Below are 14,006 nucleotides of genomic sequence, written 5' to 3' on the forward strand. Positions count from 1 at the left end.
CAAGAACCAATAACTTTTTGAAAATTAATTATTTTTTAAGTTCAAAAGCAATTATTTTTGCGGTTTACAACTAATTAACGACAACATGACAATTTTACTACTAGGTTCAGGCGGAAGAGAACATGCTTTTGCATGGAAAATGATTCAAAGTCCGCTTTGTGATACACTTTTTGTAGCACCAGGAAACGCTGGAACGGCCGCAATAGCTAATAATATAAACATTAGTCCAACTGATTTTGATGCTATAAAAGCTTTTGTTCTTCAGGAAAAAGTAGAAATGGTTGTTGTGGGACCAGAAGATCCATTAGTAAAAGGCATCTATGATTTCTTTTTAAATGATGCCGAATTAAAACATATTCCGGTTATTGGACCATCAAAAATTGGTGCTCAATTAGAAGGAAGTAAAGAATTTGCCAAAGAATTTTTGATCAAACATAAAATCCCAACTGCCGCTTACGATAGTTTTACTGCCGAAACAGTTGAAAAAGGATGTGAATTTTTGGAAACACTACAACCGCCTTATGTTTTAAAAGCAGATGGTTTGGCAGCAGGAAAAGGTGTTTTGATTATTGAGGATTTGGCGGAAGCCAAAGAAGAATTAAGAAACATGTTAGTGCATCAAAAATTTGGTGACGCCAGTTCAAAAGTTGTGATTGAAGAATTCCTTGACGGAATAGAATTAAGCTGTTTTGTTCTTACTGACGGAAAAAATTATAAAATCCTGCCAACTGCCAAAGATTACAAACGCATTGGCGAAGGCGACACCGGATTAAATACAGGCGGAATGGGCGCAGTTTCCCCAGTTCCTTATGTTGACGCTGTTTTGATGGAGAAAATCGAAACACGCATCGTAAAACCAACCATTGATGGCTTTCAAAAAGACGGAATTCCGTACAAAGGATTTGTTTTTATTGGATTGATTAATGTGAATAACGAGCCAATCGTAATTGAATACAATGTGAGAATGGGCGATCCGGAGACGGAAGTGGTTGTTCCAAGATTGAAAACGGATTTAGTCGAATTGTTTTTGGCTGTTGCCAATGAAAAACTCGATGAAATTACACTGGAAGTTGATGAAAGAAGTGCGACTACAGTTATGGTTGTTTCTGGCGGCTATCCTGAAGATTTCGAAAAAGGGAAAGTAATCTCAGGATTAGAAACCATTGAAGACTCCATCGTTTTTCACGCAGGGACAAAATTAGAAAATGGAAATGTTGTTTCTAATGGCGGAAGAGTTTTAACCGTAACTTCTTATGGAAATGATTTCGAAGAGGCCATAAAAAAATCTTACCAAAACATAGATAAACTAAATTTTGATAAGATGTATTTTAGAAAAGATATTGGAAACGATTTAAAATAGTTTCCAATTACCGCTCACTTTTTTTTAAATTACTTTAAGAAAGAGTGAGCCGTAGTATCTTGGTTTTCTTCTTTATTGTCTTCAAAGATTTTCAATTGTTTGATCCAATATACCATTGCGGCTGCACAAATAATCATGAAAATCCAGTTGATTGTATTAGCAACAAACCAAGATTTTAGCTCTAAGGAGCGTAAAAAGTCTAGAGGAGCAAATAAAATATTTACAAATAAGTATTCTATTCCTTCGAAAAATGATTTCATAATGTATAAAATTAATTTTATTACTTGTTTTAGGTAACTCTGTATATTAAAAAAGTTCTCATTTATGAAGAATCTTTTTGAACTTGCAGGGTTTCCTTTTTAAACAAGTATTATATTTACAATCACAAAAGTATAAAATATCCTTATGATAACAAGTGTTTTTAAAAAATCTACACCATTAAATTTTTCATTGGTTGTAATTTTAATACTGGTTTTCTTTTTAATGTACCAATTTCAAGATTTATCTTGGACCAATTCCCTTTTTTTGATTTTAAAAAAAGGGACTCTGTTTTGTATTTTATTGGCTTCTGTTTTTATTACGAATTTCATTGTAAAGAAAAATGGATTGAGTAAAGACAGTACGTACACCGTTTTTTTTTACTTTTTATTTTTACTTTTTTTTCCTTCAGTATTAGACAATACGAACCTAATTGTTTCAAATTTCTTCATTCTATTAGCACTTCGCCGATTAATTTCACTACAATCTCTTAAAGCTTCCAAAGAAAAAATATTTGATGCGTCATTGTGGATTTTTTTAGCCGCATTATTTCATTTTTGGAGTATTATTTTTATTGTATTGGTTTTTATATCAATAATTTTCCATGTTTCCAGAGATTATAGGAATTGGTTCTTGCCGTTTATTGCCTTTTTTACCGCGGGAATTATCTTCTTATTATATGCTGCAGTATTTAATGTTAACGTAATAGAATATATAACAAGGAGTGTAACGACGGATTTCAGTATTGATTATTTTACTAATAATTACCAAAATGCTGCTTTTTCGATATATGCTACTATTGCATTGTTTTTTGTTGTTTCTATGTTTGCGACATTGTCTAACAGGCCACAGCTTTTACATGTTTCTTTCAAAAAAATAATAGCCTCATTCTTTATTGGAATAGTAATTTTCTTGATTTCGTCTAATAAAAGTAATGATTTATTGCTGTTTACCTTTGCCCCTTTGGCCGTGATGGCAACAAGCCATATTGAAATTGCGCAACTAAAATTAAAACAGGAAATGGTATTATTTGTTCTTATTGCCTGTAGTCTATTTGCTTTTTTCTCGCAATTATAATTTTTCTCCAAAAGCCAAATCTCCCGCATCACCAAGTCCCGGAACGATGTAACTGTGTTCATTTAGTTTTTCGTCTAAAGCAGCGATCCAAAGATGACAGGTGTCAGGCAAATGGTTTTTGAGATAGGCAATTCCTTCAGGAGCTGCGATTACAACTGCAATGTGAATTGCCGCAGGAGTTCCTCTCTCCATTAGTTTATTAAAAGCAGCAACTATAGATTGTCCTGTGGCAAGCATGGGGTCAATCAATATGACACTTTTGTCGTTTATATCAGCAATAGCTTGATATTGAACAACAATTTCAAAGTAATCATCATTATTAGGATGGTGTCTGTAGGCTGAAATAAAACCATTTTCTGCATTGTCAAAATAATTCAAAAAACCCAAATGCAAAGGTAACCCTGCGCGTAAGATGGAGCATAAAACCAATTGGTCTCCAATTTCGGTAGTTTTTTTTATGCCAAGTGGACTTTGAATTTCTATGTTTTTGTAATGCAGTTCTTTACTCAATTCATAAGCCATTATTTCACCGATGCGCTCAATATTTCTACGAAAACGCATGCTGTCGTTATGAACATTTACATTTCTAATTTGTCCTAAAAAATGGTTCAGGACACTATTGTTTTCTGATAAAATATGGATTTGCATGTTTTCAATTTTGGAATTAAACTTCTAAAGTTTTTTTAATCTATAAAAGTATAAAAAAGTATCTTTGCCTTTTAATATATAAAGATATGTTTTCAAAATTAGCTTATTCAGTATTCGAACAAAGTATTAAAGATTATCATCAATTTGATAATGTAGATCAGCCCATAAATAATCCTTTTCCGAAGGATAAATTTGAACATTTATTGTATCATAAAAATTGGATTGACACGGTGCAATGGCATTTTGAAGATATTATTCGTGATCCAAATATTGACCCGGTTGCAGCTTTGACTTTGAAAAGAAGAATCGATGCTTCCAATCAAGAGCGTACAGATATGGTGGAATATATTGACAGTTATTTTCTTCAAAAATACAGCCATGTAGTAGTAAAAGAAAGTGCGAAAATCAACTCAGAAAGTCCTGCTTGGGCTTTTGACAGATTGTCGATTTTAGCCTTAAAAATTTATCACATGAACGAAGAAGCGACTCGTGCAGAAGCTTCCCAAGATCACAGAGATAAATGTCAGGCAAAATTGAATATTCTTTTAGAGCAAAGAACTGATTTGTCTACCGCAATTGATGACTTAATAAAAGACATTGAAAATGGTGATAAATTCATGAAAGTGTACAAGCAGATGAAAATGTACAATGATGATGATTTGAATCCTGTTTTGTACCAAAACAAGAAGTAATTCTCGTTTTAATTTGTCCCAAAAAATCAAACATATAACCGTCATGAGACTTTCCGCAATGGGAGATGTCGCCATGACGGTTCCTGTTTTACGTGCTTTTGTAAACCAGCATCCAGAAGTTAAAATTACGGTCGTTTCCAGACCATTCTTCAAACCTTTTTTCGATTCCATTCCCAACGTTTCTTTTTTTGCTTTCGATGAAAAAGAAAGGCACAAAGGGTTTCTTGGATTGTTGCGTTTGTTCCAAGATTTAAAAAAACTAAATGTTGATGCTTTCGCCGATCTGCATAATGTTTTGCGCTCTAAAATTGTCAGAAACCTTTTTGCGTTAAGCGGAAAAAAAGTGGCTTCTGTTGATAAAGGAAGAGCAGAGAAAAAAGCATTGACCCAGCCCGAAAATAAAGTTTTCAAGCAACTGCCAACGATGTTTGAAAGACACGTAGAAGTGTTCAGACAACTTGGTTTTTCCATTGATTTATCATCCCGAAGTGTCGGGACGGTTTTCCCTGAAAAACAAGCGTTAGATACTGAAATCATCAAATTTACTGGAGAAAAAACCCAGAAATGGATAGGAATTGCACCTTTTGCACAATATGATTCTAAAGTGTATCCTTTGGATTTGATGCAGGAAGTCATCAACCAACTAGCCAAAAATGCGGATTACAAAATATTGCTTTTTGGCGGCGGAAAAAAGGAAATCGAAATCTTAAATTCGCTTTCTTCCAACAAAGAAAACATCATTAACATGGCAGGTAAAATTAAATTTAAGCAGGAATTACAACTCATCAGTAATCTTGATGTGATGCTTTCCATGGATTCCGGGAATGCCCATATTGCGGCTATGCTTGGTGTGAAAATCATTACGCTTTGGGGCGCAACGCATCCGTTTGCCGGATTTTTACCTTTTGGTCAACCAATGGGAAATGCTTTGGTTTCCGACAGAAATCAGTTTCCAAAATTACCCACATCCGTTTATGGAAATAAAAAAGTCGAAGGATATGAAGATGCTATGCGAACGATTTTACCAGAGAAAGTAGTTGAAAAAATTAAAGAAACATTAAACCATTAAGAAATTAAGCATTAATTCTCAATGAAACTTAATTTCTTAATGGTTCAATTATAAATCACAAGATGTTTCATAACATTCAGTAGAGCCTAAAAAAAAAGAGTCTGCAAACTCTTTTTTTATAACTGAATACTGCACTGTAATCGCAATATTTTTTTACTATATAAGTTATATAAGTTCATTTATAGTACAAGTCAAACTGAACACTTTCTTAAACGTCATCATAATCCACATAAATGTTTTCTGATGTTGGGTGGGCTTGACAAGTAAGTATCAATCCATCAGCGATTTCTTTATCAGTAAGAATAGAGTTTTTAGTCATTTCGGCAGTTCCTGAAGTAACACGAGCCAGACAACTGCTGCAGATTCCGCCTTGGCAAGAATAGGGAGCATCAAGACCTTGTTTTAAAGCTGCTTCAAGGATGGTCTGTTTTTGTGACATTTCAAAAGTCGTTTCATCATCATCCACCATAACAGTGATTTTCGAATGACCTTCTAATGATTTTTCGATTTTATGTTCTTTGGTTGAAGCAGAAAACAATTCAAATTTTATAGCTGATTCTTTGATGTTTTTTGCTGCCAAAACACCAGAAACGGTATTAATCATTTCTTCTGGTCCACATAAATAGAACTTATCAAATTCCAATTCCTTGTGTTTGTTATTCAAAACAAAATTCACCGCCGATTTATCTATTCGACCAAATAATGCATTTTCTGCTTTGCCTTGACTGAAAACATAATGTACAAAAAGACGTCCTACATATTGCAATTGTAAATCGTGCAATTCCTGATGAAAGATAGTTTCTTCAAGAGATTTGTTACCATAAACAAGAACAAAAGAACTTTTAGGTTCGCTTTTCAATACTGATTTCAGGATAGAAAGTACGGGTGTGATTCCGCTTCCGGCTACAAAGGCCACATAGTTTTTTTGTTTATCAGCTTGAGGTTCAAATGTGAATTTTCCTTCCGGTTTTCCCACTTCTAGCGCATCACCCGCTTTTAGCTTGGAATTGGCAAATTGCGAAAAAGCACCGTCTTTTACTGCTTTTACCGCAATTCGTAATTCACCACTTTCTGGGGCAGAACAAAGAGAATACGCACGACGAATTTCCTGATTGTCTAAGGTAAGCCGAAGATTAATATATTGACCCGCAATGAAAGTATAGTTTGGTTTTAATTCCTCGGGAACATTAAAAAGTATGGAAACTGCGTCTTTGGTTTCACGTTTTACTTCTTTTATAATAAGTTTTAAAAAGGATGGCATGTGATTAATTTTTTACAAAAATAGGAAACGACAAATAAATGGAGATTATAATTGCCGATTTTTTTATATTAGATGTAACATTTCAAGAATTTAACTACCAATTACGAAACCAAACTATAAATCATGTTCAAAAAATTTATCTATCTCGAATGGAAGGCTTTTACGAGATCAGCTTCCTTCGCAACAAATTTAGGTTTAAAAATCTTGATGCTTTTTTTGGCTATTTATTTTGCTTTAGTTTTTTTGGCTTTGGGAATTGGAGCCTTTTATTTTATCCGGAAAATGAACTTGGAACCACTGATAACAGTAAATAAATTCCTGATTTACTACTTTTTATTTGATTTAATTATTCGTCTGCTGTTGCAGAAAATTCCGGTAATGAATATTCGCCTTTTATTGGTTTTACCGTTTAAAAAACCAACAATTGTTCATTTTTCGTTGGGTAAAACCGTATTGTCTTTTTTTAATTATGGACATGCTTTTTTCTTTTTGCCATTTTCAGTAGTATTAATTATCGAAGGATATGATGTGGTGAGCGTATTGCTTTGGCATTTAGCGATGATTTCGTTGATTTACATCAATAACTTTCTAAATATTGTATTGAGTAATAAAGACAATTTGTTTGCCATTTTCGTCGGGATTGTGATTGTTTTGGGAGGCTGTCAGTATTATCATGTTTTTGATATTACCAATTACACTACGGTTTTCTTTGAGGGTCTATTCCACACAAAATGGATGTTTTTACTGCCAATTTTGGCTTTAATTGGACTGTATTATATTACGTTCAAGTATTTCAAAAACAACATGTATCTTGATTCAGGACTTTCAAATAAACAACAAATCGCCAAAACCGAGGATTTAACTTGGTTGAACCAGTTTGGAACATTGGGAACATTTTTGAAGAATGACATTAAACTCATCAAAAGAAACAAACGATCAAAAACTACAGTTATCATGAGTGTGGTGTTTTTATTTTATGGTTTCCTATTCTTTACCAATGGAATCAAAGCATACAATAATCCCATAATGCACATTTTCGCAGGCATTTTTGTTTCGGGTGGTTTTTTATTCACTTTCGGACAATTTGTGCCTAGTTGGGACAGCTCTTATTATCAATTAATGATGACACAAAACATTCCGTATCGAGGATATTTGAGCTCAAAATGGTGGCTGATTGTTATTGCAACAGTTATTTCGACGATTTTGTCTTCATTCTATTTGTATTTTGGATGGCACGTGTATCTGACAATTGTTGTGGGCGCCATTTATAATATTGGAGTGAATTCACATTTGGTGCTTCTTGCGGGTGCTTATACAAAAACGCCAATAGATTTAGATTCCAGCAAAGGCGCTTTTGGAGATAAAAAAGCCTTTAATGTAAATACCATGTTGATCTCGTTGCCTAAATTGCTATTGCCGTTGGGACTTTATTGGATTGGTTCCACTTTAATGAGTCCCAATTTAGGTTTAACAATGGTGGCTATTGCCGGAATAATAGGTTTTGCTTTGAGAGATAAAGTCTTTTCATTGATCGAAAAGATTTATAAAACCGAGAAGTACAAAACCATAGCCGCTTACAAGCAAAAGAGTTAATAGCCAATTTCCATAAAGCGATTAACCAAATCAACGAATAACCGAATAAACCTTTCTAAAAATGATACAAGTAAACGATCTTTCAAAAACATATAACGGCACGACGGTTCTTAAAATTAAAAATCTAGAAATTCCAAAAGGACAAAGTTTTGGATTGGTAGGGAATAATGGCGCCGGAAAAACCACGTTTTTTAGTTTGCTTTTGGATTTAATCCAACCTTCAACGGGGCACATTATCAACAATGAGATTCAAGTAAATTCAAGCGAAAACTGGAAACCTTTCACGGCATCCTTTCTGGATGAAAGCTTTTTAATTGGCTACTTAACACCCGAAGAATATTTTTATTTCATAGGCGATTTACGCGGACAGAACAAAGCCGATATCGATACTTTGCTGGCCAAACACGAGGAGTTTTTTAATGGAGAAATCTTAAAAAACAAGAAGTATTTGCGAGATTTATCCAAAGGAAACCAAAAGAAAGTGGGAATTATCGCGACACTTATTGGTAACCCGGAAGTGGTAATTTTAGACGAACCATTTGCTAATTTAGATCCGACAACGGTCAATAGATTGAAAAAAATCATCAAAGAATTAGCCGAAAATCCTGACGTAACGGTTCTGGTTTCCAGTCATGATTTATTGCATACCGTCGAGGTTTGCGATAGAATTGTGGCACTGAACAAGGGAGAAGTCGTGAAGGATATTCAAACATCTGCAGAAACTTTGCAGGAGCTGGAACTATTTTTTGCAGTTTAAAATTTAATTTGGGCGTGACCCGGAAAGAAAAATTCCGGGTCGGGCTTTTCACTCCCAATCTTTTTTATTCTTTTTTAAGAATAAAAAAGGATTTCCGCTTTAATCCCTCACGCAAAACCGGCAATCAAAAAGAAACCTAATAATTTCCACGATATCAAAAAGAAACGTATTTTTACAAGTCATTATACTAAATAGTATTTTTAGAAGTTAATTGATAAAAAACGTTTACCATTGAAAACCAACACATTCAAACCTATATTTTCTCTAGTATTTTTGTTGTTTTTGGTAGCGTGTTCTACTAAAAAGGACACTTTTTTGGCGAGAAAATCCCATGCTTTGAGCACGAAATATAATATTTTATACAACGGGCAAATCGGGTTAGACAAAGGGATTAATGGTATAAAATCAAATAGTAAAGATAATTTTTGGAAGCGTTTGCCTATCGAAAGAATGCAAATGGATGAGGAAATATCTCCAGAAGGAAAACCTAAAAATGCTGATTTTGAATTGGCCGAGACCAAAGCCACAAAGGCGATTCAAAAACATTCCATGAACATTGGCGGAAGGGAAAAAAACAGCCAAATTGATGAAGCGTATTTACTGCTTGGTAAATCCCGTTATTACGACCAAAGATTCGTTCCGGCATTAGATGCATTCAATTATATTTTATACAAATATCCCAATAGCAGCAGAATTTATGAAGCCAAAATTTGGCGTGAAAAAACCAACATGCGACTTGGTAATGATGCTTTGGTAGTAAAAAATATGACCAAACTTCTGAAGGAGAAAGAGTTGAAAAAACAAGTTTTTGCTGATGCAAATGCACTTTTATCAGAAGCTTTTTTGAACTTGGAAGAAAAAGACAGCGCTTTAGTAAAATTAAAAATAGCCGAAAGATACACCAAAGTAAAAGCCGAAAGAGCGAGATACCGTTTTATTCTTGGGCAATTGTACGAGGAATTAGGTAAAAAGGACAGCGCCATTTACAGCTATCAATCGGTGATTGATATGAATAGAAAATCCGAAAGGAAATATGTTATTCAGGCTTACGCCAAAAAAGCACAATTATTCGATTATAAAACCGGAGATACCACTGCGTTTTTAAAAACATACAACAAATTAATTGCCGACAGAGAAAACAGACCATTTCTAGATGTGATTTATCGGGAAAAGGCGGTGTTTTATGATAAAAACAACAAACAAAAAACAGCTTTAAATTTTTACAATGCTTCGCTAAAAAAAGTCACAACAGACCAATATTTAATTGCTTCAAATTACAGGGATTTAGGAAATATGTATTTCAAAAATGCCGATTATCCGGTGGCAGCTAAGTATTATGACAGTACTTTAGTAAAGCTGGATGTTAAAACCAGAGAATTTATTCACATTCAAAAAACCAGAAAAGATTTAGACGAAGTAATACAACTCGAAGCTATTGCCAAAACAAACGACAGCATTTTAAATGTGGTTGCTTTGTCAGAAACGGACAGGGTTTTGTATTTTGAAAATTATATCGACAAGTTAAAAAAGACGGATGAAGCCAAAAGAGTTGTAGAGGAAAAACTAAAAGTCAAACAAGAAAATATAGAAAGAAATGCTAAAACTGCTGCTATTGATCCGGCTTCTCCTAATCAGGAATCAGGAAAACCAACGAAGAAATCATCATTAGCACCGCCAACCATGGCCAGTATTTCTGGACAGTCAGCCAGTGTTTTCTATTTTTATAATCCTACGACCATTGCTTTTGGAAAACTGGAATTTAAGAAAACATGGGGAGACCGATCTTCAAAAGGGAATTGGAGATTGTCAGCCAATAAAACAGATTTTGCTGTGAAAGACTCCATAAACGGAGACAAAGCAACATTGGAAGACAAATTAGCAGCAGACAAGCCAGTTGAAAAATACACCATCGATTATTATCTAAAACAACTTCCAACAAATCAAACCGCGATTGATAGCATTGCCAAAGAACGTAATTTTGCCTATTATCAACTTGGGGTTATTTATAAAGAAAAATTCAAAGAATATGAATTGGCCAGTGCTAAACTGGAAGAGTTATTAAAAAATAATCCAGAAGAAAAACTGATTCTTCCTGCATTGTATAATTTATATAAAATTTACCAAATTACAGATGCTGCTAAAGCGGAGACATTTAAAAACAAAATTTCGAGTCAATTTCCAAATTCTCGTTATGCACAAATAATAAACAATACCAATTCGAATGTAGCTTCAGATAATGAATCACCGGAGAAAGTATATAACAAATGGTATAAATTGTATCAAGAAGAGCAATATGTTGTTGTGCTAGCAAAAATTGACGATTTGATTAATCAGTTTTCTGGTGATGAAATTGTTTCAAAATTTGAACTTTTAAAAGCAACCACTCTTGGAAAACTTAGAGGATTACCAGCCTATAAAAAAGCATTGCAGGAATTGGCGGATAACTATCCTAACAGTGAAGAAGGTAGAAAAGCAGTAGAGATCCTGACAACTCATGTTCCGTTTTTAGAAGAAAAGGATTTTAGTATTGTTGATGCGAAGAATTGGAAAATTCTTTATAAAGTAGCCGCAAGAGCCGATAAAAACACAAAGGCAATTGAAGATAAATTGAAGTTGTTCATTGCCAATGAGAATTTTCAGACGATTTCCTATTCCTATGATATTTATACTGAAAAAGAAAATTTCATTACCATTCATGGAATTAATTCGGAGCCTTATGCAAAAAATATCATTCAGGTTTTAAAAGAAAATAAGAAGTATAAAATTGACGAACCAGCAATAGTTGTTTCCGCAGAAAACTATAAAGTAATCCAAATCAAGAAAAATCTTGAGGCTTATTTAGCCCCTAAAAACCCATAATCATGTTTGATAAAAAGCCAAAATCATATACTGATCTTTTGGGTAAAACCAATAGAATAGTAGAGGGAACCATTATAAAAGGGGATATTATTTCTCAGGCCGATTTTAGATTGGATGGGGAATTAATAGGCAATTTTCAATCCAGTGGTAAAATTGTTATTGGACCTGCGGGAAGCGTTACCGGTGATATAGTTTGCAAAAATGCCGATATAGAAGGGAAGTTCAATGGTAAAATTCATGTAACTGAAATCTTGAATGTAAAATCCAAAGCAAGTATTCAAGGCGAAGTTTCAGTAGGGAAATTGTCTGTGGAACCCGGTGCTGAATTTAGTGCTTCTTGTGCAATGAAGACCAATATAAAAAATCTAATGCCAAACGATGGAGAACAAACCCAACAAAAAACAAGCTAGTAAGTGGCTGGCCCTGATTAATATCCCGATTCAAATGGGGGCAATCATCTTTCTGTTTTCCTATCTGGGAGACTGGTTAGACGAAAATCATCCCCATCCAAAAGTGTATTACAATAAAATTTTAGTGATGGTTGGTGTTGCATTGGCTTTGTATAATGTAATAAGACAAGTAAACGAAATCAACAAAAAGCAGTAATTTTCCAAAAGACAAAGTCATTAAGAACCAACTATAAAACATTGTGATTTTGTTACAAATCAAAATAACTTTGCGCCGTAGTGCCTTTGCGACAAAAAACAAACCCAATGAATTTACAAAATTCCAAACCGCTTCTAAGCTTACTGTTATTGGCTGGATTAGCTTACCTCCTTCATAAAATTGTTTTTTATGTTTTACATATAAATGACCAAGCTTTTTATTATTCGATAGAAACGCTCTATTTACTTTTTTTAGGTTTATCAACAATAGTCTTTATTGTTTTGTTGAAAGTCAAAGAACGCAGTTTTGATAATGTTGGAATGTCATTTCTTCTGGGAACAAGCATTAAAATGGTTTTTTGTTATTTGATTTTAAGACCATTATTACAGGTTTCAACTCAAAACATTGCGATAGAGAAAAAGAATTTTTTTGTAATGTTTATTCTCTTTTTAGCAATTGAAACGATATTAACGATACGCATATTAAATGAAAAGCAATGAATATGTCATTTATGTGTCAAATGTTCCAAAAATAATTTTTTATATTCTTTTGAATATTAATAAAAAATGTACCTTTGCACCAAATTTCAGAAACGTAATAAATTAAGATAATTAACTGTTATGGTGATTTCAAACAAACCACTTAGATTTATATTAGTAGCTTTAGTAGCGTGTCTTCCTCTAATTAGTTTTGCAAATCCTGAAGAGGGTTCTGTGAAAGTAAAAACGGAAGCTGCTCATGAAGTGACAGAAGAGGCTCATGCTGAACCAACAGATGTAAAATCTAAAATTAAGGAATTTATCAATCATCACCTTTTGGATGCTCATGATTTTACATTTTCTGTAAATGAAGAAACAGGAGAGCATTATGGTTTTTCATTACCAATTATTCTTTGGGATAATGGTTTACAAGTATTTTCTTCTTCAAAATTTCATCATGGTGAAGAAGTTGCAGAACATAATGGTAATTATTATGTATTGCACCACGAAAAAATATACAAAACGGAGGCGGATGGAGCTTTAACAGAAGAGCACGGTCACCCAACAAATGCAACTCCACTAGATTTATCTATTACAAAAAGTGTAATAGGTATTTTAGGAATAGCAATCTTAATGTTTGTATTGTTTACAGGCTTAGCAAAATCGTATGCTAAAAATGGAGGTATTGCTTCAGGAGCAGGTCGTTTCTTTGAACCGCTTGTTCTTTATGTAAGAGATGAAATCGCAATTCCAAACATTGGAGAAAAAGGATATAAAAAATACATGAGTTATTTATTGACTATATTTTTCTTTATTTTCTTTTTAAACATATTAGGATTAACTCCGCTAGGATTTAACGTAACAGGGAATATTGCTATTACAGCTTCGCTGGCCTTGTTGACGTATTTAATTACAACTTTCACAGCTAATAAAAATTATTGGGGACACATTTTCTGGATGCCAGGTGTGCCAACTCCAATGAAATTTATTTTGGCTCCAATAGAGTTACTGGGAACCATAATCAAACCATTTTCATTAATGATACGTTTGTATGCTAACATTTTGGCTGGGCACGTAGTTTTAATGAGTATTATCGGTTTAATGTTTATCTTTAAAAGCTGGATTGGAAGTACGCTATCTTTTGGATTGGCATTTGCGCTTTCTATCCTTGAAATATTAGTGGCGTTTTTACAAGCGTATATTTTCACAATGTTATCTGCACTTTATTTTGGAGCAGGAAACGAAGAGCATCATCACGAAGAATCGCATTAGGCATATGCTATATGCACAAGGCTATTTAGCATACGGGCTTACTGCCTAAAGCGTATAGCTTTCAAACAAGAATGT

The 14,006-nt window shown here is 33.7% G+C and carries 14 protein-coding genes; 11 read left to right on the plus strand and 3 right to left on the minus strand.

All coding sequences use genetic code 11. The features are described 5' to 3' along the window. The first annotated feature begins 85 nt into the window (after nt 1-85). The gene (gene purD, locus ACNO7W_RS12210; RefSeq protein WP_417938351.1) at nt 86-1,360 is read left to right on the plus strand and encodes a phosphoribosylamine--glycine ligase; all 1,275 of its coding nucleotides are present in this window, start codon (nt 86-88) and stop codon (nt 1,358-1,360) included. A 29-nt stretch (nt 1,361-1,389) separates the two neighbouring features. Here the strand turns inward: purD and ACNO7W_RS12215 are convergent, their stop codons facing one another. Continuing rightward, a complete protein-coding gene (locus tag ACNO7W_RS12215) occupies nt 1,390-1,620 on the minus strand; it encodes a DUF6341 family protein (RefSeq protein ID WP_143387311.1) in 231 nt (76 codons plus the stop codon). A gap of 145 nt (nt 1,621-1,765) precedes the next feature. On the opposite strand from ACNO7W_RS12215, the gene ACNO7W_RS12220 reads away from it, so the two are divergent. Further along, nucleotides 1,766-2,695 (plus strand): DUF6427 family protein, encoded by a 930-nt coding sequence (locus tag ACNO7W_RS12220; RefSeq protein WP_417938352.1) that lies wholly within the window; start codon nt 1,766-1,768, stop codon nt 2,693-2,695. On the opposite strand, the gene upp is transcribed toward ACNO7W_RS12220, so the two are convergent. Continuing rightward, the gene (upp, locus tag ACNO7W_RS12225; RefSeq protein WP_417938353.1) at nt 2,690-3,343 is read right to left on the minus strand and encodes a uracil phosphoribosyltransferase; all 654 of its coding nucleotides are present in this window, start codon (nt 3,341-3,343) and stop codon (nt 2,690-2,692) included. The two genes, ACNO7W_RS12220 and upp, sit on opposite strands and share 6 nt — an antisense overlap. Before the next feature lie 86 nt (nt 3,344-3,429). Here upp and ACNO7W_RS12230 point away from each other — a divergent pair, with 86 nt between their 5' ends. Continuing rightward, nucleotides 3,430-4,035 carry a DUF4254 domain-containing protein gene (locus ACNO7W_RS12230; protein ID WP_417938354.1) on the plus strand — a complete coding sequence of 202 codons (606 nt, stop codon included), beginning with the start codon at nt 3,430-3,432 and terminating at the stop codon, nt 4,033-4,035. 43 nt (nt 4,036-4,078) lie between these two features. Next, the gene (locus ACNO7W_RS12235) at nt 4,079-5,104 is read left to right on the plus strand and encodes a glycosyltransferase family 9 protein (RefSeq protein ID WP_417938355.1); all 1,026 of its coding nucleotides are present in this window, start codon (nt 4,079-4,081) and stop codon (nt 5,102-5,104) included. Between the two features lie 208 nt (nt 5,105-5,312). On the opposite strand, the gene ACNO7W_RS12240 is transcribed toward ACNO7W_RS12235, so the two are convergent. Continuing rightward, nucleotides 5,313-6,365 carry a 2Fe-2S iron-sulfur cluster-binding protein gene (locus ACNO7W_RS12240; RefSeq protein ID WP_417938356.1) on the minus strand — a complete coding sequence of 351 codons (1,053 nt, stop codon included), beginning with the start codon at nt 6,363-6,365 and terminating at the stop codon, nt 5,313-5,315. Between the two features lie 123 nt (nt 6,366-6,488). On the opposite strand from ACNO7W_RS12240, the gene ACNO7W_RS12245 reads away from it, so the two are divergent. The 7 genes from ACNO7W_RS12245 to atpB all read left to right on the plus strand — a co-directional run bounded on the left by ACNO7W_RS12245 (nt 6,489) and on the right by atpB (nt 13,931). Continuing rightward, entirely contained in the window at nt 6,489-7,958 is a 1,470-nt protein-coding gene (locus tag ACNO7W_RS12245; RefSeq protein WP_417938357.1) for a DUF5687 family protein, read from the plus strand. Nucleotides 7,959-8,019: 61 nt separating this feature from the next. Beyond that, complete coding sequence (locus ACNO7W_RS12250) at nt 8,020-8,715, plus strand: ABC transporter ATP-binding protein (RefSeq protein ID WP_417938358.1); 696 nt, start codon at nt 8,020-8,022, stop codon at nt 8,713-8,715. A 231-nt stretch (nt 8,716-8,946) separates the two neighbouring features. Continuing rightward, a complete protein-coding gene (locus ACNO7W_RS12255) occupies nt 8,947-11,574 on the plus strand; it encodes a tetratricopeptide repeat protein (protein ID WP_417938359.1) in 2,628 nt (875 codons plus the stop codon). Between the two features lie 2 nt (nt 11,575-11,576). After that, nucleotides 11,577-11,984 carry a bactofilin family protein gene (locus ACNO7W_RS12260; protein WP_417938360.1) on the plus strand — a complete coding sequence of 136 codons (408 nt, stop codon included), beginning with the start codon at nt 11,577-11,579 and terminating at the stop codon, nt 11,982-11,984. Next, nucleotides 11,953-12,180, plus strand: coding sequence for an AtpZ/AtpI family protein (locus ACNO7W_RS12265; RefSeq protein WP_143387325.1), 228 nt, complete (start codon nt 11,953-11,955; stop codon nt 12,178-12,180). Before ACNO7W_RS12260 ends, ACNO7W_RS12265 begins: the two co-directional genes overlap by 32 nt. A 107-nt stretch (nt 12,181-12,287) precedes the next feature. Next, nucleotides 12,288-12,680: a hypothetical protein gene (locus ACNO7W_RS12270; protein WP_417938361.1), complete on the plus strand. Its 393-nt coding sequence runs from the start codon at nt 12,288-12,290 to the stop codon at nt 12,678-12,680. A 120-nt stretch (nt 12,681-12,800) separates the two neighbouring features. Beyond that, nucleotides 12,801-13,931 (plus strand): F0F1 ATP synthase subunit A, encoded by a 1,131-nt coding sequence (gene atpB, locus ACNO7W_RS12275; RefSeq protein ID WP_417938362.1) that lies wholly within the window; start codon nt 12,801-12,803, stop codon nt 13,929-13,931. Nucleotides 13,932-14,006 lie beyond the last annotated feature (75 nt).

This window comes from Flavobacterium sp. ZB4R12 (assembly GCF_048276375.1).
GTDB classification, from domain to species: Bacteria; Bacteroidota; Bacteroidia; order Flavobacteriales; family Flavobacteriaceae; genus Flavobacterium; species Flavobacterium gawalongense.

Excerpts from the sequence above, each read along its gene's own strand:
- ACNO7W_RS12270 (WP_417938361.1), top strand. The coding sequence starts at position 12,288 with ATGAATTTACAAAATTCCAAACCGCTTCTAAGCTTACTGTTATTGGCT.
- ACNO7W_RS12235 (WP_417938355.1), top strand. The coding sequence starts at position 4,079 with ATGAGACTTTCCGCAATGGGAGATGTCGCCATGACGGTTCCTGTTTTA.
- ACNO7W_RS12220 (WP_417938352.1), top strand. The coding sequence starts at position 1,766 with ATGATAACAAGTGTTTTTAAAAAATCTACACCATTAAATTTTTCATTG.
- ACNO7W_RS12240 (WP_417938356.1), bottom strand. The coding sequence starts at position 6,365 with ATGCCATCCTTTTTAAAACTTATTATAAAAGAAGTAAAACGTGAAACC.
- atpB (WP_417938362.1), top strand. The coding sequence starts at position 12,801 with ATGGTGATTTCAAACAAACCACTTAGATTTATATTAGTAGCTTTAGTA.
- ACNO7W_RS12230 (WP_417938354.1), top strand. The coding sequence starts at position 3,430 with ATGTTTTCAAAATTAGCTTATTCAGTATTCGAACAAAGTATTAAAGAT.
- ACNO7W_RS12250 (WP_417938358.1), top strand. The coding sequence starts at position 8,020 with ATGATACAAGTAAACGATCTTTCAAAAACATATAACGGCACGACGGTT.
- upp (WP_417938353.1), bottom strand. The coding sequence starts at position 3,343 with ATGCAAATCCATATTTTATCAGAAAACAATAGTGTCCTGAACCATTTT.
- ACNO7W_RS12215 (WP_143387311.1), bottom strand. The coding sequence starts at position 1,620 with ATGAAATCATTTTTCGAAGGAATAGAATACTTATTTGTAAATATTTTA.
- ACNO7W_RS12260 (WP_417938360.1), top strand. The coding sequence starts at position 11,577 with ATGTTTGATAAAAAGCCAAAATCATATACTGATCTTTTGGGTAAAACC.
- ACNO7W_RS12265 (WP_143387325.1), top strand. The coding sequence starts at position 11,953 with ATGGAGAACAAACCCAACAAAAAACAAGCTAGTAAGTGGCTGGCCCTG.
- ACNO7W_RS12245 (WP_417938357.1), top strand. The coding sequence starts at position 6,489 with ATGTTCAAAAAATTTATCTATCTCGAATGGAAGGCTTTTACGAGATCA.
- purD (WP_417938351.1), top strand. The coding sequence starts at position 86 with ATGACAATTTTACTACTAGGTTCAGGCGGAAGAGAACATGCTTTTGCA.